The sequence below is a fragment of the Mycolicibacterium parafortuitum genome, from assembly GCF_010725485.1.
Lineage (GTDB): Bacteria > Actinomycetota > Actinomycetes > Mycobacteriales > Mycobacteriaceae > Mycobacterium.
Genome location: NZ_AP022598.1, coordinates 2,634,969 through 2,655,928, shown reverse-complemented (window position 1 = coordinate 2,655,928; position 20,960 = coordinate 2,634,969). Strand labels below are relative to the sequence as shown.

Annotated in this window: 21 protein-coding genes and 1 tRNA gene; 9 read left to right on the top strand and 13 right to left on the bottom strand. The window is 68.0% G+C overall.

The features are described from left to right. Window positions 1–4: 4 nt before the first annotated feature. Complete coding sequence (locus tag NTM_RS12715; protein WP_163766483.1) at window positions 5–1,252, top strand: cytochrome P450; 1,248 nt, start codon at window positions 5–7, stop codon at window positions 1,250–1,252. A gap of 41 nt (window positions 1,253–1,293) precedes the next feature. Continuing rightward, a complete protein-coding gene (locus NTM_RS12710) occupies window positions 1,294–2,811 on the top strand; it encodes an HNH endonuclease signature motif containing protein (protein ID WP_163766482.1) in 1,518 nt (505 codons plus the stop codon). 68 nt (window positions 2,812–2,879) lie between these two features. On the opposite strand, the gene NTM_RS12705 is transcribed toward NTM_RS12710, so the two are convergent. The 5 genes from NTM_RS12705 to NTM_RS12685 all read right to left on the bottom strand — a co-directional run bounded on the left by NTM_RS12705 (window position 2,880) and on the right by NTM_RS12685 (window position 7,176). Beyond that, window positions 2,880–2,955: transfer RNA gene (locus NTM_RS12705), tRNA-Ala, on the bottom strand. Between the two features lie 53 nt (window positions 2,956–3,008). Continuing rightward, window positions 3,009–4,091, bottom strand: a complete 1,083-nt coding sequence (gene sepX / locus NTM_RS12700; RefSeq protein ID WP_163766481.1) for a divisome protein SepX/GlpR — start codon at window positions 4,089–4,091, stop codon at window positions 3,009–3,011. A gap of 144 nt (window positions 4,092–4,235) precedes the next feature. Then, on the bottom strand, window positions 4,236–4,889 hold the full coding sequence (locus NTM_RS12695) for a GNAT family N-acetyltransferase (RefSeq protein ID WP_104866028.1): 654 nt from the start codon (window positions 4,887–4,889) through the stop codon (window positions 4,236–4,238). Window positions 4,890–4,907: 18 nt separating this feature from the next. Beyond that, a complete protein-coding gene (glp, locus tag NTM_RS12690; protein ID WP_104866029.1) occupies window positions 4,908–6,188 on the bottom strand; it encodes a molybdotransferase-like divisome protein Glp in 1,281 nt (426 codons plus the stop codon). Window positions 6,189–6,252: 64 nt separating this feature from the next. Further along, window positions 6,253–7,176, bottom strand: a complete 924-nt coding sequence (locus NTM_RS12685) for a UTP--glucose-1-phosphate uridylyltransferase (RefSeq protein ID WP_104866030.1) — start codon at window positions 7,174–7,176, stop codon at window positions 6,253–6,255. Between the two features lie 65 nt (window positions 7,177–7,241). Between NTM_RS12685 and NTM_RS12680 the strand changes: the two genes are divergently transcribed. The 3 genes from NTM_RS12680 to NTM_RS12670 all read left to right on the top strand — a co-directional run bounded on the left by NTM_RS12680 (window position 7,242) and on the right by NTM_RS12670 (window position 8,984). Beyond that, window positions 7,242–7,853: a 5-formyltetrahydrofolate cyclo-ligase gene (locus NTM_RS12680; protein ID WP_163766480.1), complete on the top strand. Its 612-nt coding sequence runs from the start codon at window positions 7,242–7,244 to the stop codon at window positions 7,851–7,853. Between the two features lie 72 nt (window positions 7,854–7,925). Continuing rightward, window positions 7,926–8,261 carry an FmdB family zinc ribbon protein gene (locus NTM_RS12675; RefSeq protein WP_163766479.1) on the top strand — a complete coding sequence of 112 codons (336 nt, stop codon included), beginning with the start codon at window positions 7,926–7,928 and terminating at the stop codon, window positions 8,259–8,261. 69 nt (window positions 8,262–8,330) lie between these two features. Beyond that, window positions 8,331–8,984, top strand: coding sequence for an SAF domain-containing protein (locus NTM_RS12670; protein ID WP_163766478.1), 654 nt, complete (start codon window positions 8,331–8,333; stop codon window positions 8,982–8,984). Window positions 8,985–9,052: 68 nt separating this feature from the next. On the opposite strand, the gene NTM_RS12665 is transcribed toward NTM_RS12670, so the two are convergent. Next, window positions 9,053–9,412 (bottom strand): hypothetical protein, encoded by a 360-nt coding sequence (locus NTM_RS12665; RefSeq protein ID WP_104866035.1) that lies wholly within the window; start codon window positions 9,410–9,412, stop codon window positions 9,053–9,055. 308 nt (window positions 9,413–9,720) lie between these two features. Between NTM_RS12665 and mscL the strand changes: the two genes are divergently transcribed. After that, window positions 9,721–10,155, top strand: a complete 435-nt coding sequence (gene mscL, locus NTM_RS12660; RefSeq protein ID WP_104866034.1) for a large-conductance mechanosensitive channel protein MscL — start codon at window positions 9,721–9,723, stop codon at window positions 10,153–10,155. Window positions 10,156–10,255: 100 nt separating this feature from the next. On the opposite strand, the gene mspA is transcribed toward mscL, so the two are convergent. The 7 genes from mspA to rpmF all read right to left on the bottom strand — a co-directional run bounded on the left by mspA (window position 10,256) and on the right by rpmF (window position 16,148). Beyond that, the gene (gene mspA, locus NTM_RS12655; protein ID WP_083146088.1) at window positions 10,256–10,903 is read right to left on the bottom strand and encodes a porin MspA; all 648 of its coding nucleotides are present in this window, start codon (window positions 10,901–10,903) and stop codon (window positions 10,256–10,258) included. Between the two features lie 388 nt (window positions 10,904–11,291). Continuing rightward, window positions 11,292–11,450 (bottom strand): hypothetical protein, encoded by a 159-nt coding sequence (locus NTM_RS12650; protein ID WP_163764959.1) that lies wholly within the window; start codon window positions 11,448–11,450, stop codon window positions 11,292–11,294. Between the two features lie 161 nt (window positions 11,451–11,611). Continuing rightward, a complete protein-coding gene (locus tag NTM_RS12645) occupies window positions 11,612–12,157 on the bottom strand; it encodes a MogA/MoaB family molybdenum cofactor biosynthesis protein (RefSeq protein WP_179964063.1) in 546 nt (181 codons plus the stop codon). A 41-nt stretch (window positions 12,158–12,198) separates the two neighbouring features. Beyond that, the gene (locus NTM_RS12640) at window positions 12,199–13,557 is read right to left on the bottom strand and encodes a S1C family serine protease (RefSeq protein WP_104865763.1); all 1,359 of its coding nucleotides are present in this window, start codon (window positions 13,555–13,557) and stop codon (window positions 12,199–12,201) included. A 207-nt stretch (window positions 13,558–13,764) separates the two neighbouring features. Then, window positions 13,765–15,213, bottom strand: coding sequence for a HAMP domain-containing sensor histidine kinase (locus NTM_RS12635; protein ID WP_163766476.1), 1,449 nt, complete (start codon window positions 15,211–15,213; stop codon window positions 13,765–13,767). Next, on the bottom strand, window positions 15,213–15,902 hold the full coding sequence (locus tag NTM_RS12630) for a response regulator transcription factor (RefSeq protein ID WP_083146091.1): 690 nt from the start codon (window positions 15,900–15,902) through the stop codon (window positions 15,213–15,215). Before NTM_RS12630 ends, NTM_RS12635 begins: the two co-directional genes overlap by 1 nt. Before the next feature lie 72 nt (window positions 15,903–15,974). Beyond that, entirely contained in the window at window positions 15,975–16,148 is a 174-nt protein-coding gene (rpmF, locus tag NTM_RS12625; RefSeq protein WP_104865761.1) for a 50S ribosomal protein L32, read from the bottom strand. Between the two features lie 235 nt (window positions 16,149–16,383). Between rpmF and NTM_RS12620 the strand changes: the two genes are divergently transcribed. From NTM_RS12620 to NTM_RS12610, 3 genes are read left to right on the top strand one after another with little or no spacing between them, the layout of a single operon-like run. Further along, the gene (locus NTM_RS12620) at window positions 16,384–18,120 is read left to right on the top strand and encodes an acyclic terpene utilization AtuA family protein (RefSeq protein ID WP_163769467.1); all 1,737 of its coding nucleotides are present in this window, start codon (window positions 16,384–16,386) and stop codon (window positions 18,118–18,120) included. After that, complete coding sequence (locus NTM_RS12615; RefSeq protein ID WP_163766475.1) at window positions 18,117–19,355, top strand: acyl-CoA dehydrogenase family protein; 1,239 nt, start codon at window positions 18,117–18,119, stop codon at window positions 19,353–19,355. Before NTM_RS12620 ends, NTM_RS12615 begins: the two co-directional genes overlap by 4 nt. Next, a complete protein-coding gene (locus NTM_RS12610; RefSeq protein WP_163766474.1) occupies window positions 19,352–20,944 on the top strand; it encodes an acyl-CoA carboxylase subunit beta in 1,593 nt (530 codons plus the stop codon). Before NTM_RS12615 ends, NTM_RS12610 begins: the two co-directional genes overlap by 4 nt. Window positions 20,945–20,960: the final 16 nt, after the last annotated feature.

The window sequence follows — 20,960 nt, the reverse complement described above, 5'->3', positions numbered from 1 at the left end:
GACCATGCCGAACGTGGGCCGTGTTACCGAGCATGTCGACCTGACCGACCTGGACCGGTTCACCTCGGGGTTTCCTTTCGAGGTGTTCGACGTCCTGCGTCGCGACGCGCCGCTGTGGTGGCATCCGCCGACCGAACACACCCCGGGCGGCGAAGGGTTCTGGGTGCTGAGCAGGCACGCCGACATCGTCGCCGCGGCCGCGGACAGCGAGACGTTCTCGTCGGAGTCCGGCGGTGACCGCGAGGGCGGCGGAACCACGCTGGAGGACATGCCGACGGGGTTCGCCGTCGGCGCGCTGCTCAACATGATGGACGACCCGCGGCACGCACAGTTCCGCCGGTTACTCACGCCGAGCACGACGCCGCGGGCGCTGCAGGCCATCGAGGCCGACCTGCGGCGCCGCGCCGTCGACATCGTCGACGCGGCAGTGGCCAAGGGGCAGTGCGATTTCCTGATCGACGTCGCCGCCGAACTGCCGCTGCAGGCTGTCGCCGAGTTGGCCGGTGTGCCGCAGGAGGATCGGCACGAGCTGATGAATTGGGCGAACGTGACGCTCGACTACGAGGAACGCGAGATCGGGGAGATCAGCGACCGGGCGGCGCAGGCGCAGGCCCAGATGTTCACTTACGGCACGGCACTGCTGGAGCGCAAGCGCCGGGAGCCGCCGACCGACGAACTGTTGTCGATCGTGACCCACGCGCTGATCGACGGGAAACCGTTGAGTGAGAACGAGCAGCGCATGTTCCTGAGCCTGATCATCGCGGCGGGCAGTGAGACGACCCGTAACTCGATCGCGATCGGCATGTCCGCACTGAGCGAAAAACCGCAAGTGTGGGAACGGATTCGGCAGGACCGAACGCTGTTGCCGACGGCGGTGGAGGAGATCCTGCGGTGGGCGTCCTCCACGCCCTACAACCGGCGCACCGCGACCCGGGACGTCGAGATGCACGGCCGGCGGATCAAGGCCGGCGACAAGGTCAGCCTGTGGTGGGCGTCCGCGAACCGCGACGAAACCGTCTTCGCCGATCCGTACTCGTTCGACGTATCGCGTAATCCGAACCCGCACTTGGCATTCGGCCGGGGAACGCACTTCTGCCTGGGCGCGTCGCTGGCCCGCATGGAGATGCGGGTGATCTTCGACGTGCTGCTTGACCGGGTGCGTCGGGTGACGGTCACGGGGCCGATCGAGTACGTGCGCAGCAACAAGCACAGCGGCGTCCGGCACATGCCGGTGTCGATCGAAGGCCGGTAGGGCGGACGTAGCCGCGTCGACCCGAACTTGTCGGTGGTCGAATGTATGTTCGAGTCATGTCTATGACGGGCCTGCAGGACGCGGTCACCGCGCTGCGCGCCGCGTTCGACACCGTGGCGGCCTGCGATCTCGACCTGCTGACCCGCGACGAACTCCTCGAGACGATGGACGAGTTGGAGAGTCTGAGCTGCCAACTGCCCGGGCTGGGGCACCGGCTGCTGGCGCGGCTACAGACCGAGACCAGCGCCCGCGAGATGGGCGCCAAAACCTGGAAAGACGTGTTGCGGATCCGGTGGCGGCTATCGGTCACCGAGGCGAATCGGCGCCTGACCGAAGCTTGCCTGTTGGCGCCGCGACCCTCGGTGACCGGACCGGCGCTACCGCCGCTGCTGCCGGCCACCGCGATCGCCCAAGAACGCGGACTGATCAACCCCGAACACGTCGAGGTCATCCGCAAATCCGTGGCCAAACTCCCGTCCTGGGTCGACGCCCCCACCCGCGAACAATTCGAGGTCGACCTGGTCCGCACCGCCGTCGGCGCCGGCCCCAAAGAAGTGAAAGACGCCGCCGAGCTGATCCTGTTTCTGTTGGATCAGGACGGCCCCGAACCCGACGACACCGAACGCGCCCGCCAGCGCGGGGTCACCAAACACCAGCAGCGCCCCGACGGGATGGTCGACCTCACCGCCACCTTGACGCCGGAAGCCTGGGCGGTGCTCGAAGTGATCTTCGCCAAATACGCCGCACCCGGCATGTGCAACCCCGCCGATCCCGAGCCCTGCACCTCGGGCACACCGTCACAAGCCCAAATCGACAACGATCAGCGCAGCCTGGCCCAGCGCCAGCACGACGCGCTGATCGCCGTCGGACGCATCGCCCTGATGAGCGGCGAGTTGGGCACACTCAACGGGCTGCCGGTGTCGATCATCATCCGCACCACGCTGCAAGACCTGGAATCCCGCGCCGGGATCGGTGTCACCGGTGGCGGCACCAGGATGCCGATCAAGGACGTGATCCGGATGGGCGGGCATGCCAATCACTACTTGGCGGTGTTCGACAAAGCCACCGGGGCAGCGCTGGATTTGTTCCGCACCAAACGCATCGCGTCACCTGAGCAGCGGATCATGTTGATCGCCCGCGACGGCGGCTGCACCAAACCATGCTGCACCATCGGCGCCTACGGCAGCCAAGTCCACCACGTCGTCACCGACTGGGCCCGCGGCGGCAACACCAACATCAACGACCTCGGCCTGGCCTGCGGACCCGACAACCGCAGCGTCAACCCCGACGACCCCACCGCCTGGACCACCCGCATCAACACCCGCGGCGAAGTCGAATGGCTCCCACCCGAACACCTCGACACCGGACAAACCCGAGTCAACACCTACCACCGCCCCGAACGACTCCTGCGCCCACCCGAGGAACCCGAAAACGACAGTCCGGCCGCCGAACCCGACAACCGCCCGCCAATCCGTGACGCCGAGCCGGACACCGTGCAACCGCCCAACAACCCCGGCGAACCCGGCGGACCCGCACCACCCGAAGACCACGCGGCCTGACGGCCGGCTGCTCGCCGGCCCCAGAAACCACAAACCCGCCCCGACCGATGGTCGAAGCGGGTTCTGGATGGTGGAGCTAAGGGGAATCGAACCCCTGACCTACTCGATGCGAACGAGTCGCGCTACCAACTGCGCCATAGCCCCTGGTGCCGGTACAGGTTATCAGTCCCCGGCCACCGGCCGAAATCGGTGTCTGGCTACTGGCCCGCCGCCCGTGGCAGGTCGTAATGACGCGAGAACGGCACGTAGTCGAGGTGCTCGAACGCCGGGTCCTCGTCGTCGATCTCGAGCACCGCGGCACCGGGCCTACGCAGGCGCGACGGCGTCACATCCGATTCCCGGTCGAAGGTGTTCTCGACCCCGAGGCGCGACCGGGCCATCCGCTGAGCGCGGCGACGGCGCACCTGCTCCTCGATCCGGGTCTGCCTGCGCAGATAGGCCAGATACAGCAGCGTGACGGCGGCAACGGCCGTGGTCGCGTACCACATCGTCGACGACCAGGTGAACGCCGCGACGGCGCTGGCAAGCATCAGGACCGACATCACCGTGATCGTGCGGGCGCGGAACCGGTACTTACGCGCCTGCACCGCAGCCGCGGTCGTCGACTCCCGGCGACGGCGACGCGACTCGCTCAGCGAGCCGGCAATCCGCGGATCGGTCTCAGACGCCTCGTCATCCTGCGACGACGCGTCGGCGTCGTCGACGTGCTCGGCGGCAGGCTCCTCGCCCGCCTCGTGGTCCTCGCCGCCCTCTTCGTACTCGTCGTCGATCACCGAGTAGACGCCGGTGTCCTCACCGGTGTCGTGCTGGACGTCCTCGGCCACCACCTGCGGCTGCTCGTCGACCTCGTCGCGATCGGCCTCGTCGTCGAAATCCAAAGTCAGTTCGTCGTTCTCGACGGCCGCGGCCGGCTCTTCGGCGCGGACCTCCGCGATCGGCAGCGCGCCGGAATCCTCGACCACGTCGACATCGAGGTAGTCGGGTTCGTCGTCGGCATTGCTCACGTCGGCGGCGACCATCACCACCGAACGGCTCGGCGTCTCGGCGTAGTCGTCGGCGTCCTCCTCGGACGGCTGCCAATCCGGGTCACTGCGATGGCCGGCGGCGGGCCCTCGGCGGCGCAGCCGGGTGCGCGCACCACTGTTGAGCACGCGGGTGGCCAGCGCGACATCGCTGGTGCGGCGAACCGCGTCCCGCTTGCTGATCAACATCGGAACAAGCACGAAGAGCCAAAGCACAACGAGCGAGATCCAGAGAAGAGATTGGGGGATGCTTGGCATGGCGCCTGCTCCTTTCCCCATCAGGCTAGGTCTGTGACCAGCGCATCCGTGAGCGGCGCGCCGAGACAATTACACACCTGTAATTCACAGGAGACAAGCACCAAACGTCACACGTGTCACATCAGTAACAGAGAAGGACGCATCTCAGGCCCAGGAGGCGCGCCCGGAACGCACCAACGTGGACGCGACCGAGCCGTTGATCTCCTCGACAGTGACCGCCACCAGAAGGTGATCGCGCCACGCCCCGTCGACGTCGAGATAGCGCTTCAGCAGCCCTTCCTCCCGCAACCCCGCCTTTGCCAGCACCGCTCGGCTCGCCGCGTTCTCGGGACGCACGGTGGCCTCGACGCGGTGCAACATCACCGGCCCGAAGCAGTGGTCGAGCCCCAGTGCGAGCGCCGCGGTCGCGACACCGCCGCCGGTCGAGCCACTGGCCACCCAGTACCCGATCCACGCCGACCGCAGCGCGCCGTGGGTGACGTTGCCGATCGTCAGTTGGCCGGCGAACTCGCCGTCGAGCTCGATCGCATACGGCAGCATGCGCCCCTTGCGGGCTTCGGCCCGAAGGCCCGAGCACACCGAAGGCCATGCCGAAACCGAGTGCCGCAGTTCCCAGTTCATGTCTGTCGACGGTTCCCAGGGTTCCAGGTGGTTGCGGTCGGCCAGCCGGATCCTGCTCCACTGCGCCGCATCCCGAAGCCGCACCGGACGCAGCCGCACCAGTCCCGCGGGTACCCGCAGCGGGCCCACCGCCAGCGGCCACCCGGGGTGCTGCGACCGGGAACTGAAGAAGTTCATCACCGCTGGACCGCGCGCTCAGCCGCGCTGTGCCAGGAAGGCGACGTCGACGGTCTCGCCCGTTCTGATCTGCTCGGCCTCACTCGGAACGATCACCAGACAGTTTGCTTCGGCGAGCGTGGCCAGCAGATGCGACGACGCGCCGGGCGCGCCGCCGAGGGCCTGCACGAGGTACTCTCCGGTGTCCTGGTCGCGCATCAACTGCCCCCGCAGATAGCCCTTGCGACCGGCGACGGAACTGATCGGGGACAACGCGCGCGCCGACACGATCCGCCGCATCGCCTGGCGCTTGCCGAGCGACAGCCGGATCAGCGGCCGCACCATCACCTCGAACACCACCAACGCGCTGACCGGGTTGGCGGGCAGCAGGAACACCGGCACGCCGTCGGGACCGAGCTGGCCGAACCCCTGGACCGATCCGGGATGCATCGCGATCCGGGTGACCTCCATGTCCCCGAGTTGCGACAGGACCGTGCGCACGCCTTCCGCGGCGGCGCCGCCGACCGCCCCGGCGATCACGACGATCTCGGCACGGCTGAGCTGTCCCTCCACGACCTCCCGCAACTGGTGAGGATCGGTGGGCACGATGCCGACCCGGTTCACCTCGGCGCCGGCGTCGCGCCCCGCGGCGGCCAGCGCATAGGAGTTGACGTCGTAGACCTGCCCGTTGCCCGGTGTGCGCGAGATGTCGACGAGCTCGCCACCGACGCACATCACGGTCAGCCGCGGCCGCGGATGCACCAGCACCCGCTCGCGTCCGACCGCGGCGAGCAGACCGACCTGGGCCGGGCCGATGATCGCGCCCGCGCGCACCGCGACATCACCGGGCTGCACATCGTCGCCGGTGCGCCGCACGTAGGCGCCGGATCGAACCCCGCGCAGCACCCGGACGCGCGACTCTCCGCCGTCGGTCCAGCGCAACGGAAGCACCGCGTCGGCCAGGGTCGGCATCGGGGCACCGGTCTGCACTCGGGCCGCCTGTCGGGGCTGAAGCCTGCTGGGCGTTCGGGCACCGGCCTCGATCAGCCCCATCACCGGCAGGCTGATCTCCCGCGGCCGTCCGCCGTCGCCGGCCTCGTCGTCGTCCTCGCCGTCGGCGGCGCCGCCGAGGCCGAGCACGTCGACACTGCGCACCGCATAACCGTCGATCGCGGCCTGGTCGAATCCCGGCAGCGGACGCTCGGTGACCACTTCCTCGGCGCACATCAGGCCCTGGGCCTCGGCAATCGCGACCCGTACCGGCCGCGGCGCGACCGCGGCAGCTGCTACCCGAGCCTGCTGCTCCTCCACCGAACGCACAGTGCGCCTTTCTTCCGTCGAACCGGCGGGCGTCGACCGGCTCGCTCGGCGGTGCAGTTGCTCGCTAGTCCTCGGTCGTGCCCGGAGCGAGGCCGAGTCGCTCGACCAACCACCGGCGCAGTTCCGGCCCGTAGTCGTCCCGCTCCAACGCAAAGTCAACCGCAGCCTTGAGGTAGCCCCCGGGATTTCCAAGATCGTGTCGAGATCCGCGGTGGACGACGACGTGGACCGGATGGCCCTCGTCGATCAACAGCGCGATCGCATCGGTGAGTTGGAGCTCGCCGCCCGCGCCGCGCGGAATCCGCCGCAGCGCGTCGAAGATCGCCCGGTCCAGGATGTAGCGGCCCGCCGCGGCGAACAGCGACGGCGCGTCTTCGGCCTTGGGCTTTTCCACCATGCCCTTGACCTTGAGCACATTCGGATTGGCCGCGTCCGGCACGATCTCGACGTCGAAGACGCCATAGGCGCTGATGTCTTCGCGGTCGACCTCGATCGCGCACAACACGGTGCCCCCGCGCTTGGCGCGAACCTTCGCCATGGTCTCCAGCACTCCGGTCGGGAGCACCAGGTCGTCGGGTAACAGCACCGCGACGGCGTCCTCATCGGGTGCGAGGCTGGCCTCGACGCAGCCGACCGCGTGGCCGAGACCCAGCGGCTCGGCCTGGACCACAGACTCCACCTTGATCAGGGCGGGTGCGCGCCGCACCTTCTCCAGCATGGTCTTCTTCCCGCGGGCTTCGAGCGTGCCCTCCAGGACGAGATCTTCGACGAAGTGCGCGACGACGCCGTCTTTGCCTTCGGAGGTGATGATGATCAGGCGCTGGGCGCCCGCTTCGGCGGCCTCTGCGGCGACCAGCTCGATTCCCGGGGTGTCGACGACGGGAAGCAGCTCCTTGGGCACCGTTTTGGTGGCAGGCAGGAAGCGCGTCCCGAGGCCCGCCGCAGGCACCACCGCGGTGTACGGCACAGGAACATCAGGCCGATTCATCGTTCACACACTAACCTCTCTGCGTCGGTTGTTCTCCGCATACCCGAGCTTGGAAGGGCTACCCGGTGGTACTGGCCAAATCACAAGCACGGGCGGCCATTCTGGCTGCTCGACGCTCGTTGAGTCGGCAAGTACGCGACCGCGAGGCCGCGCAGTTGGCGGCCCACCTGGCAGCCCTGCTCTCGCCGGGCACAATAGCCTGCGCCTATATCCCCGTGGGTTCGGAGCCGGGGTCTCTCGCCATCGTCGAGGACGCCGCCGCTCGCGATGTCACGGTGCTGCTGCCCGTCGCCCGCAATGACGATCAGGACACTCCGCTGCCCCTGCAGTGGGGCCGCTACGAACCCGGCCGGCTGGTGCGAGCGCCGTTCGGGCTACGCGAACCCTCGCCCCCGTGGCTGCCGCCCGAGGCGATCGCGGACGCGGCCGTCGTGCTGGTCCCCGCGCTGGCGGTCGACCGCGACGGCGCGCGCCTGGGTCGTGGCGCCGGGTTCTACGACCGGACATTGCCGCTGGCCGACCCGGCCGCGATGCTGGTGGCGGTAGTCCGCGACGAAGAGCTGGTCGAGCGGTTGCCCGCGGAGCCGCACGATGTCGCGATGACGCACGCTCTGACGCCGCGGCAGGGTCTCGTCGCGCTGAGACGGCGAACGCGGCCCACGACAGCGTGGGAATGACCGCAACCAGCTGGCGGTTCTAGCACTTGAGCCGCTAGAGTGCTAAGAAGTTTGACCACCTCGGAGGTTTGTGTGCCCACCTATTCCTATGCGTGCACCGAGTGCAACAACAAGTTCGACGTGGTGCAGGCGTTCACCGATGACTCTCTGACCGAGTGCCCGAAATGCGCCGGACGTCTTCGCAAGATCTTCGGCAAGGTCGGCGTGGTCTTCAAAGGCAGCGGTTTCTACCGCACCGACAGCCGCGAAGCCGGGAAGAACACCGGCTCGACCACCTCCGGCAGTAGCGAGTCGTCGTCATCCACGTCCTCGTCCTCGGACAGCTCGTCGAACTCCAACAGCTCGTCGAGCTCCAGCAGCTCATCGTCGAGCAGCTCAGCTGCGCCCGCCGCTGCGGCCTCCAGCTGACCGTCGAGTTATCCACAGCCGCCTGATCGGCGGCAGACGACGGCTGCGCCGACGACCTAGCGTGAACCCATGGGGGATTCGCTGGACCCGACCGCGATCGATCGGCTGGGGCGGATGCTGCGTCCAGACTGGTCCCGGACTCCCGCAGCACGTCGCATCCTCGCCGGTTTCCTGGTGATCCTGGCCGCGGTGGCCGCATGGCGCGGCGATCCGGACGCCGATCGCGCCGAAGTCGTCGTCGCGGTGCGCGACCTGTCCCCCGGTGTCGAACTCACCGCCGACGACGTTCGGGTGGAATCACGCACGGCCCCGGCGATTCCCGATGGCGCACAATCCGACGTGGGCACCGTCGTCGGCGCCACACTCGCCGGCCCGACTCGTCGGGGCGAGGTGCTCACCGACGTGCGACTGCTCGGTCCGCGGCTGGCCGAATCCACGGCTGGTCCCGATGCGCGGATCGTCCCGATCCCGCTGGCCGATGCCGCGCTGACGGATCTGGTCCGGCCCGGCGACGTCGTCGACATCGTCGCCGCACCCGCTGACGAGACCGCGGAGGCACGTCTGGTAGCTACCGATGCCGTCGTTGTTCTGGTGTCCGCCAAGGAAAGTGGCGTCGGAGCCCGCGGCGCCGGGCGGGTCGTGCTGGTAGCGCTGCCCACGGCTGCGGCCAAGGCGGTGGCCGGAGCGGCTCTCGTACAGGCGATCACGCTCACGCTGCATTGACCGGGCATCGAGCAGAATCGAAAAGCAAAGTGCCCCCGGGATTCCCGGGGGCACTTTGGAAGATCAGATCACCAGTCGCCGATGGCAGGACCGACCGGGTAGGCGCCCGCGAACGCGGCGGCCTTCGTGCCGACGACTGCCTTGATGTTGTCGCGCACCTCGGTCGAACCCGTGCCGACGGCGTGGATCTCGCCGGCGTCGGCAAGGCGGGCTTCGGAGATACCGCGGGCGACGCCGAGATCGTTGATCCGGATCACGGAGTTCTCCGAGGCTTGGCGGCTGACCACTACGGGCGTGGGAGCGACCTCGTCCGCGTTGGCCGTACCAGCGCTCAGACCGGAGAAAGCTGCGGCGATAAAGAACGAGCCCAGGCCGACGGCGCCGAGCTTCTTCGCACTCCGAGCGGGCGCCTTGGCATGTCGTGCCATGAGCATTCCCCTTTGAATAGAAGGACACAGGTGTCCTTGTTTACGTTTTCAGGCTCTCACAGAGTAGCAGTCGCGACGGCATTGCGCGTGCCCAGTGGCAAATTCTTATTCAGCCCGCCGGGCCAATTCCCAGCCTTCTCCCAGGGTTCCGAAACAACTTGCGCCACTTGCTGTTTCGCAGCAGAAATGACCCCGGTCGCACATTATCTCCGGACGTAAATAAAGCCCACATATTGCCCCGCTGGACCAGCGGTGGACACTGAGTTCGGTGCGCCGACACGCGCCCCTCAAACGAAAGGGTCATCGCCATGCTGAAAGGCTTCAAAGAGTTCATCTCGCGGGGCAACGTGATCGATCTGGCAGTCGCGGTCGTCGTCGGTGCCGCGTTCACCGGACTGGTCACCGCGTTCACCGAAAACGTGGTCCAGCCGCTGGTCGACCGGATCGGGGCGGGCCCGGACACCGAGTACGGAATCCTGAAGATCCCGCTGGGCGCCGACCAGTTCGTCGACCTCAACGCCGTGCTGTCGGCGGCGATCAACTTCCTGATCGTCGCCGCGGTCATCTACTTCGTGATCGTGGCTCCGTTCAAGAAGCTCAAGGAACGCGACGCCAAGGTGGAATCGAGCGAAACCGAGCTGACCCTGCTGACAGAGATCCGCGATCTGTTGCAGGCCCAGTCCGACGGAACCGTCGCCAAGAAGAACCACACCGAGCAGGACGCGCCACCCACCGACAGGTGACCCGGCGCCTCTCCCCCAAGACGGAAACAGCCCCCGGCCGAAGCCGGGGGCTGTTTCGTAGAGCGAAGCTCTGTGTCAGTTCATAGAGCGGAGCTCTGTGTCAGTTCATGTTCCACGGCTCGCCGTAGGTGCTGACGCTGTCGCCGGTCGAGGAGATCAACCGGGCGAACGGACGCAGCAGCACACCACCGGCGGCGCCGGTCACGGTGCCGTGAGCGTTCGAGACGACAACCGAACCACCGGGGCCGGCGACGTCGACCGAGAAGGTCGCGACTTCCTGGATGCCCGGGCCGTTACCGAGGTCGGCCGAGATCGAGACACCGGGGAACAGCGGCGGGGTCACGATGGAGTCCAGCGTGCCGAAGTCGGGGTCACCGGTCGGCGCGAAGGCCCAGCCGTCGTAGGCGATGTTCGGGGTGGTGTAGCTGAAGTTGATGCCGACGCCCAGCGACCAGGGGAAGCCGACCTGGTAGCCCAGCTCCAGCGTGCCCTCGAAGTCGTCGGCGCCTTCGCCGGCCACGATGTAGCTGGCCTTGCCGGAGTGGAACCACTCACGGGTCAGGCGGTTGCGGTCGAGGGGGAAAACACCGTTGAGGAACGTGTCCCACTGCTGAACTGTCAGCGTGCGGCCCTGGCCGTCGACGACACTCAGCTCATTGTCCAGACCGGCGTTGGAGGTGCCAGTGCTCACGAACAATGCCGCGATGGACGCCACCATCGCGATCAGCACCCGAGTGATTGCCTTCATGATCTCCCTAGCTATGCGTATCGAAGCCCCGGGCGGGGCTCCGAGATGTCCGTGCCTGGCTTACTTCTTCACCACACACCTCGCAAGAGCTTGATGTGAGGAGAATTAAAAACCTCACATGTCGTTCTTACGATTAGCTCATCGTTGACACGAGGAACATAACGGGGAGGCATCTGACCGGCAACGCGTGGCCCCGGTGGTGATGTTCGGGACGCAAAGCCGCGCGTCGTTTGCTGGAGTTCCCCTGGTGTTCCCTAACCCCCTCCGCGCGGCGGCGGGGGTTGGTCGAGAAAAGCGCCGCGGATCGTGACCCCGCATCGACGTATTCGTCAATGAGAGTGAATGTGTTACGCCAGGGGCAGCTGGGAACCCGGCGAGTAACCACAGGTCACTCGTGGTGTGGCGGAATGTTCTCTCGCAACCAACGCTCGCGCGCATCGATGTCTTCGGGGGCCACCGGCTCCCGCTCGGTATCCGGTACCTCGGGGAACGCCTTCTTCAGCAACTCGTTAACTGAATCTGATCGGCGCTTCGGCGTCTGTGTCACGACAATTTCTCCGTGTGATCAAGATCACAAACTTACAGGGATGTCTGTTCACCTGCACTTAACATTGCAGATGACGCAGGAGTCAAAAAAGACGAAATCCGCACGAGGTGGAGGTGCCCACCCCGGCGGATTCCGGACTAACCGCTGAAAGCGCAACGCGCTTAGATCTCCAAACTGGATAGCTGCGCGATGATCTGGCCCGCCAGGGGACCAAGTGTCGCCATGCCGTCCCGGACCGCGGCCCGGGATCCGGCGAGGTTGACCACAAGTGTGCTGCCTGAGATCCCGGCCAGGCCGCGCGACACCCCCGCGTCGATGATGCCGGCGCTCAACCCCGAGGAACGCAGCGCTTCGGCGATTCCCAGCAACTCCCGGTCCAGCAGATCCAGCGTGGCTTCCGGCGTGACGTCGCGCGGAGTGACCCCTGTGCCGCCCACCGACACCACCAGATCCACGCCGCCGATCACCGCGGTGTTCAATGCGTTGCGAATCTCGACCTCGTCGGAGGAGACGACCACCACCCCGTCGACGACGAATCCGGCCTCCCCGAGCAGCTCGGTGACCAACGGACCGCTGTGGTCCTCTTCGTCGCCGTGAGCTGTGCGGTCGTCGACGATGACGACGAGGGCACGACCGACCAAGGCGTGTGGCTGCTCCATGAGCTCAACCGTATATCTCGGGGCAGACAACGGTGCAGCCACACGCAGGTCGGGCCGCGACTCCGCCCGATTCCGGCCGAGGGTCGCACTCACTGCTTGGCCTTGCCGAGGGTGACGTCAACGGTCTGCGGCTTGCCCGACGAATCCAGGAACGTCAGCTTCACCTTGTCTCCCGGCGCCTTGGAGCGCACCGCGGCGACGAGCGCGTCGGCGCTGCTGATCACCCGGTCGTCGAGTTTGGTGACGAGCACTCCGCTGGGCAGGCCCGCCGCGGCCGCGGCTCCGCCATCGGTCACCTCGACGATCTTGGCGCCGTCCACCCCGGCGTCGTTGCCCACCTGCACACCGAGCGAGGCCCGCGACGCGCTACCGGTCTGGATGATCTCGTCGGCGATGCGCTTGGCCTGATCCACCGGGATCGCGAAGCCCAGCCCGATCGAGCCGCCGCGCGGGCCACCGGCGTCGGCGCCCATGGTCGCGATGGCGGAGTTGATGCCCACCAACTCACCGTTCATGTTCACCAGCGCGCCGCCGGAGTTGCCCGGGTTGATCGCCGCGTCGGTCTGGATCGCGTCGAGCACCGTGTTCTGGTTCTTGGCGTCACCGCTGGCGGCCACCGGCCGGTTCAGCGCGCTGATGATGCCGGTGGTGACCGTGCCTTCCAAGCCGAGGGGCGAACCGATCGCGACGACGTCCTGGCCGACGCGCAGATCCGCCGACGAGCCGACCTCGATCGGGGTCAGGTCCGACACGTTCTTGGCGCGCACCACCGCGATGTCGCTGCTGGGGTCGGCGCCGACGACGGAGAACGTGGTGGCGCTGCCGTCGGCGAACGTGACCTTGGTCTGCGCGGGACCGGCGTCACCGGCCGCGGCCGCCACGACATGGTTGTTGGTCAGGATCAGACCGTCCGAGGACAGGATCACGCCGGAGCCCTCTTCGGTGGCCCTGCCCTGGTTCACCTCGAGCTTGACCACGCTGGGCACGACCTTGGCGGCCACCGCCTCCACCGAGCCGCCCGGCACGCTGGCCGCGGGCATCGACGGGGCAGCACCGCTGGCGCTGATCCCGCCGACGCTGTGGTCGGGGTGCACCAGCATCGCGACGCCGCCGCCGACACCTGCCGACAGCAGCGACAGGGCCAGCGCGCCGGCGATCAAACCTGATGCGCGCGAACGCTTCCGGGGTCCGGGCGGCGGGGTCGGCGCGCCGGGACGCGGGTACTGGCCCGGGCCCGTCGGCATCTGCGCGCCGGGATAGGGATCGTAGGGACCCCGAAAGGCTTGCCGCTGTTGCTCAGTCGCGTAACGCCAGTCCCAGCTGCCGGTGCCCTGCGGCTCATAGGATCCCGACCGCGGCGACCCGGCGGGGCCTTGAGGCGCCTGTCCGGGGTAGCCGGTCTGACGACCCGGTTGCGGAGTCGGCGAGTACCTCGGGTGGTTGGTCATATCGCTGCAGTGCTCTCCCTCGAATTGATCGTGTCCGGTACGACAACGATCGTTGCTAGCTCAGCGTGCCCAAACGTACTGAGAAAGGGCTTAGAGTTCGATTGCCTTTCCGACAACTTTTGAGCTCGTGCCCCGAGTACGCCCGTCTCAACCATTCTGGGCGGTGAGCCAGGTCACCAATACGACCGGATCGCGCGTGTCGCGGCGCTACTCGTCGTCCGCGGTCACGATCGAGGGACGGCCCGGCAGGACCACGCGCATCGACGTTCCTGGCGGCTGCCCACCCGGCACCGTGTCCTCGATGCGCAGTGTGCCACCGTGTTTGAGCACCACCTGCTTCACGATCGCCAGGCCGAGACCCGAGCCCGGCATCGCCCGCGCGGTGGTGGAGCGGTAGAACCGCTCGAAGACGAGATCGCGTTCCTGCGGCGGGATCCCGGGCCCGTGATCGGCCACCACCAGTTCGGCGGCCAGCGGGTCGACCTGGGTCAGACTCACCGCGACGACACCGCCGGGCGGGCTCCACTTCGCGGCGTTGTCGAGCAGGTTGAGCACGGCCCGTCCCAGTCCGGCCGCGTCGCCGAACACCTGCCACGGGGTCACCGACACGGTGAACTCGATGTCGTTGCGGCGCCTGCGGACCCGCTCCAGCGACCGCTCGATCACCTCGGACAACTCGACCGTCTCGTGCACCGCGTTGCCGGCTTCCTCGCGGGTGAGGTCGACCAGATCGCCGACCAAAGTCGACAGTTCCTCGATCTGCCCGATCACGTCGCTGCGCAACTCCGCCATGTCCTCCTCGGGGATCTGCGGAGCACCCGGTTTCATCGAGCTCATCAACAACTCGACGTTGGTGCGCAGCGACGTCAGCGGGGTCCGGAGTTCGTGCCCGGCGTCGGCGACCAGTCGGGCCTGCCGTTCCCTGGATTCGGCCAGCGCGCGCAGCATCATGTTGAACGCCTCGGTGAGGCGGGCGAGTTCGTCGTTACCGACCACCGGTATCGGATGGAGGTCGTCGGTTCGCGCCACCCGTTCGGCGGCCTGCGTCAGCCGGCCCACCGGTCTGAGCCCCGCGCTGGCGACGATGCCGCCGGCGATCGCGGCCACCGCGACCCCGATGCCGCCGACGATGAGCAGGACGGTGCCCAGCCGTTTGAGCACCTGCCCCGTCGGGGCCAGGCTCTTGGACAACAGCAGCGAGTTGCCGCTGGCCAGATGCACGGCGAGGACCCGCTGGTGCTCGACGGTGCGCAGCGACATCCACAGCGTGCCCTCCATGACGTCCTGCTCGGGACGACCGATCGGCAGCGTCTGGCCCTGCTGGTTGGCGGTGTACTTGCTGCGGCCGGGGATGTAGAACATCGCGTTCATGTCCGAGTACGCGGTGCCCTCGATGGCCTTGGCCGGGTTGGCGTCCAGCGAACCGCTCTCGATGAGCATCTGGGCGCGGGTGCGCAGCTGGTTGTCGATGTCGTCGTAGAGAGCCCGCGTCACCACCGCGTAGCCCGCGACGCCCATCATCACGACCGGGATCACCGCCATCGCCATCGCCAGCAGCATCACCCGCCAGCGCAACGAGATCGAACTCGCCGGCGGCGGCGGCGGAGCAGGCGGGGGATGCCCCGTCCACGATCCGGCTCGCTCGTCCACCACCATCAGGGCGGCGTCTCGCGGAGGACATAACCCACTCCGCGAACGGTGTGGATCAGCCGCGGTTCACCTTCGGCCTCGGTCTTGCGGCGCAGGTATCCGACGTAGACCTCGAGTGCGTTGCCGGAGGTCGGGAAGTCGAAGCCCCAGACCTCCTCGAGGATGCGGCTTCGGGTCAACACCCGGCGCGGGTTGGCGATCAGCATCTCCAGCAGGGAGAACTCGGTGCGGGTCAGGCTGATCGGGCGGTCACCCCGGGTCACCTCGCGGGTCACGGGGTCCAGGGTCAGATCGGAGAACGTCATCGCCGCCGAGTCGGCGTCGCCGTCGACGGGGCTGGTGCGGCGCAGCAGCGCCCGCATACGCGCGAGCAACTCCTCGAGGGCGAACGGCTTCGGCAGATAGTCGTCGGCGCCCGCGTCCAGCCCGGCCACCCGCTCGGAGACCGAGTCGCGGGCGGTGAGGACCAGGATGGGGAGGTCGTCGCCGGTGCTTCGCAGCTGCCGGCACACCTCAAGGCCGTCCAGCCGCGGCATCATCACATCCAGCACCACCGCATCGGGGCGGTCGCTGGCGATCAGATCAAGGGCTTCCCGGCCATCCTGGGCGAGTTCGACGGAGTATCCGTTGAACGACAGAGACCGGCGCAGGGATTCGCGCACGGCGCGATCGTCATCAACGACAAGTATGCGCACTGCCACAGTTTCAACCCAGTGTCTGAGAGTGACCTGAGAGGCGCGCCGTCAATACGATGGTTTGGCTGAGAGTCAGCGGCGATCGAGGTCGATCAGGCCCAGACGGGCGGCCTTGAGCAGGCGACGAGGCACCTTGCGCGGCTGACCTGCGACAGTCACGGTCACCAGGTTGGCGGCCTCCGCCTTCCACTGCGCGCGCCGGCTACGGGTGTTCGCGCGCGACATCCTGCGCTTCGGCACAGCCATGATCGAGCTCCATCTGTTCGGGGTGAGGATGCCTGCGCGAGTCTTGGACACAACTCTGGCACTGGCAATTGCCGTTCAGAATAACCGGTGGGCTCGGCGCGCTCCAAACTCCGCGGCCCGCTCCGACGCCGCGGCGACCAAATCCTTGACTTGATACCGGCGGTACCTATTAACCTACCGGTTGGTTGGTTGCTGTGACCGGATTCACGGGCGAGGAGTGGGTGTGACGACTGCGGTGAACTCCGGGCGCTCCGGCGCCCCGCTCCACACCCCCGCGCGCATCGGCAACTGCTCGGGCTTCTACGGGGACCGCTTGGCCGCCATGCGCGAGATGCTCACCGACGGCGGGCTGGACTACCTCACCGGCGACTACCTCGCCGAGCTCACCATGCTCATCCTCGGCCGGGACCGGATGAAGAATGCGGACCGCGGCTACGCCAGGACGTTCCTGCGCCAGCTCGAAGACTGCCTCGGCTTGGCCAAGGACCGCGGGGTCCGCATCGTCACCAACGCCGGCGGGCTCAACCCCGCCGGCCTGGCCGACGCCGTCCGCGCGCTGGCCGGCCGGTTGGGCATCGCCGTGGCGGTCGCCCACGTCGAGGGCGATGACCTGCTGCCGAGGGCCGGCGAGCTCGGCCTGGGGGCACCCCTGACCGCGAACGCGTACCTGGGCGCGTGGGGCATCGTCGAATGCCTCGCCGCAGGCGCCGACATCGTCGTCACCGGCCGGGTCACCGACGCGTCCGTGACCGTCGGCGCGGCGGCCGCGCACTTCGGCTGGGACAGAACCGATTACGACCGCATCGCCGGTGCGGTGGCAGCCGGTCACGTGATCGAGTGCGGCACGCAGGCCACCGGAGGCAACTACTCCTTCTTCGCGCGCGACTTCCCCGACCTCGGCGCGCTGGCCCACCCCGGCTTCCCGATCGCCGAGATCCACCGCGACGGGTCCTCGGTGATCACCAAGCACGACGGGACCGGCGGCGCGGTCACCCGCGACACCGTCACCGCCCAGCTGCTCTACGAGATCGCCGGCGCCCGCTACGCGAACCCGGACGCGACCCTTCGGGTCGACAGCATCACGCTGTCAGCCGACGGTGCCGACCGTGTCCGGATCAGCGGGGTCAAAGGCGAGCCGCCACCCCCGGCGCTGAAGGTGTCGCTGAACAGCCTCGGCGGCTTCCGCAACGAGATGACGTTCGTGCTGACCGGGCTCGACATCGACGCCAAGGCCGAGCTCGTGCGTCACCAGCTCGAATCCGGTTTGCCGGTGCGGCCGGCCGAGGTCGACTGGTCGTTGGCGCGCACCGACCACCCAGACGCCGACACCGAGCAGACCGCGAGCGCGCTGCTGCGCTGCGTGGTCCGCGATCCCGATCCGAACACCGTCGGACGACAGTTCTCGTCCGCCGCGGTCGAACTCGCACTGGCCAGCTATCCCGGGTTCACGACGACTGCTCCCCCAGGCGACGGACAGGTCTACGGCGTGTTCACCGCCGCGTACGTGCCTGCCCACGAGGTCACGCATGTCGCGGTCCTCCCAGCCGGGGGCCGCGTCACCGTCGACGCCGCGTCCGAGACCTTGGAGCTCGCGCCGGTGCCGGAACCGGACGTCCCGCTCCCCGGCGACCCGAGAACGACGCGCCGGGTCCCGCTCGGCGCCATCGCCGGTGCCCGCAGCGGCGACAAGGGCGGCAGCGCGAACGTCGGGGTCTGGGTGCGCGATCCCGCGCAATGGCCATGGCTGGCCCACACCCTGACCGTGGACAAGCTGCGTGACCTGTTGCCCGAAGCCGCGGGCCTGCCGGTCACCCGCCATGTGCTGCCGAACCTGCGGGCGCTGAACTTCGTGATCGACGGGATCCTCGGTGAGGGCGTGGCCTACCAGGCCCGGTTCGACCCGCAGGCCAAGGGGCTCGGCGAATGGCTGCGGAGCCGGTATGTCGACATTCCCGAGGAGCTACTCGAATGAGCATCTGGACCACCCCCGAGCGGGACGCGCTGCGAAAAACGGTGCGGGCATTCGTCGAACGCGAGGTGGTACCGCACGTCGACGAGTGGGAGCGCTCCGGCGAGTTGCCCCGCGCGCTGCACCGCAGCGCGGCGCGGGCCGGACTGCTCGGCGCCGGGTTCCCGGAAGCCGTCGGCGGTGACGGCGGTGACGGCGCCGACGCGGTGATCATCTGCGAGGAGATGCACCAGTCCGGCGCCCCGGGCGGGGTTTTCGCATCGTTGTTCACCTCAGGGATCGCGGTGCCGCACATGATCGCCTCCGGTGACGAACACCTGATCGACACCTATGTCCGTCCGACGCTGCGCGGCGAGAAGATCGGCTCGCTGGCCATCACCGAACCCGGCGGCGGATCCGACGTCGGGCACCTGACCACGCGCGCGGTCCGCGACGGTGACGACTACATCCTCAACGGCGCGAAGACCTACATCACCTCCGGTGTGCGCGCCGACTACGTCGTCACCGCGGCGCGCACGGGAGCCCCTGGGGCCGACGGGATTTCGCTGATCGTCGTGGACAAGGGCACACCCGGCTTCGAGGTGACGCGCAAGCTCGACAAGATGGGCTGGCGGTCCTCGGATACCGCCGAACTGTCCTACACCGACGTGCGGGTTCCGGCCGCCAACCTGGTGGGCGCCGAGGACACCGGCTTTCTGCAGATCGCGGCCGCGTTCGTCTCCGAACGTGTCGGCCTTGCCGCGCAGGCATATTCGAGTGCCCAACGCTGCCTGGACCTGACCGTCGACTGGTGCCGCAACCGTGAAACCTTCGGCAGGCCGCTGCTCAGCCGGCAGTCGGTGCAGAACACCCTCGCCGAGATGGCGCGCCGCATCGACGTGGCCCGGGTCTACACCCGACACGTCGTCGAGCGGCAGCTCGCCGGAGCCGCCCCGGCGGCGACATCCGGCCCCGAAGCCGCCCCGGCGGCGACATCAGGCCCCGGAGCCGCTGCGGCGGCGACATCAGGCCCCGGTGAGACGAATCTGATCGCCGAGGTCTGCTTCGCCAAGAACACCGCCGTCGAGGCCGGTGAGTGGGTGGCGCACCAGGCGGTGCAGCTGTTCGGCGGTATGGGCTACATGGCCGAGTCCGAGGTCGAGCGCCAGTACCGCGATATGCGCATCCTGGGAATCGGCGGCGGAACCACCGAGATCCTCACCTCGCTGGCCGCCAAGACGTTGGGATATCACGCATGAGGCTCAAGTCGACTGTCGACCTCCGCTCCCCCGCCTATACCGAGGCGGCCGATGCGATGGCGGTCAAACTCGCCGAGCTGGACTCCGAGCACGCGAAGGCGTTGGCAGGCGGCGGTGAGAAGTACGTCGCCCGACACCACGCGCGCGGCAAGATGACCGCCAGGGAGCGGATCGAGGCGCTGCTCGACCCGGATTCGCCGTTCCTGGAACTCAGCCCGCTCGCGGCGTGGGGCACCGACTTCACCGTCGGCGCCAGCGTGGTGACCGGCATCGGCGTCGTCGAAGGCGTCGAATGCCTGCTCGTCGCCAACGACCCGACCGTCAAGGGCGGTACCAGCAACCCGTGGACATTACGGAAGATCCTGCGCGCGAACCAGATCGCGTTCCAGAACCGGCTGCCGGTGATCTCGCTGGTGGAATCCGGCGGGGCCGACCTGCCGACACAGAAGGAGATCTTCATCCCGGGCGGGCAGATGTTCCGCGATCTGACCCGGCTCTCGGCGGCCGGCATCCCGACCATCGCGCTGGTGTTCGGTAATTCGACCGCGGGCGGCGCCTACATCCCTGGCATGTCCGATCACGTCGTGATGATCAGAGAACGCTCGAAGGTGTTCCTTGCCGGCCCGCCGCTGGTGAAGATGGCCACCGGCGAGGAATCCGACGACGAGTCACTCGGCGGTGCCGAGATGCACTCCCGCACATCGGGTCTCGGTGATTACCTCGCCGTCGACGAGCTCGACGCGCTGCGCATCGGACGCCGCATCGTGGCCCGGCTCAACTGGCGCAAACAGGGCCCGGCTCCTGGGTCTTTCGACCCGCCGGTGTTCGACGAGGACGAGTTGATCGGCATCGTGCCACCGGATCTGAGGATCCCGTTCGATCCGCGGGAGGTGATCGCGCGGATCGTCGACGGATCGGACTTCGACGAGTTCAAGCCGCTTTACGGCGGCTCGCTGGTGACCGGGTGGGCCAACCTGCACGGCTATCCGCTGGGAATCCTGGCCAATGCGCGTGGGGTGCTGTTCAGCGAGGAGTCCCAGAAGGCCACCCAGTTCATCCAGCTCGCCAACCGCTCCGACACCCCGTTGTTGTTCCTGCACAACACCACCGGCTACATGGTGGGCAGGGCCTACGAGGAGCGCGGCATGGTCAAGCACGGCTCGATGATGATCAACGCGGTGTCCAATTCGACCGTGCCGCACATCTCGCTGCTCATCGGGGCCTCCTACGGCGCCGGGCATTACGGCATGTGCGGACGCGCCTACGACCCGCGGTTCCTGTTCGCCTGGCCCAGCGCGAAATCCGCAGTGATGGGCGGGACCCAGCTCGCCGGGGTGCTGTCCATCGTCAACCGCGCGGCCACCGAGGCCCGCGGCGGGCAGGTCGACGAGGCCGCCGATGCGGCGCTGCGGGCCGCGGTCGAGGCGCAGATCGAGGCCGAGTCGCTACCGATGTTCCTGTCCGGGCGGCTCTACGACGACGGCGTGATCGACCCCCGCGACACCCGCACCGTGCTGGGGATGTGCCTGTCCGCCATCGCCAGCGGCCCGATCGAGGGGACGTCGAACTTCGGCGTCTTCCGGATGTGAGCGCGATGTCCGCAGA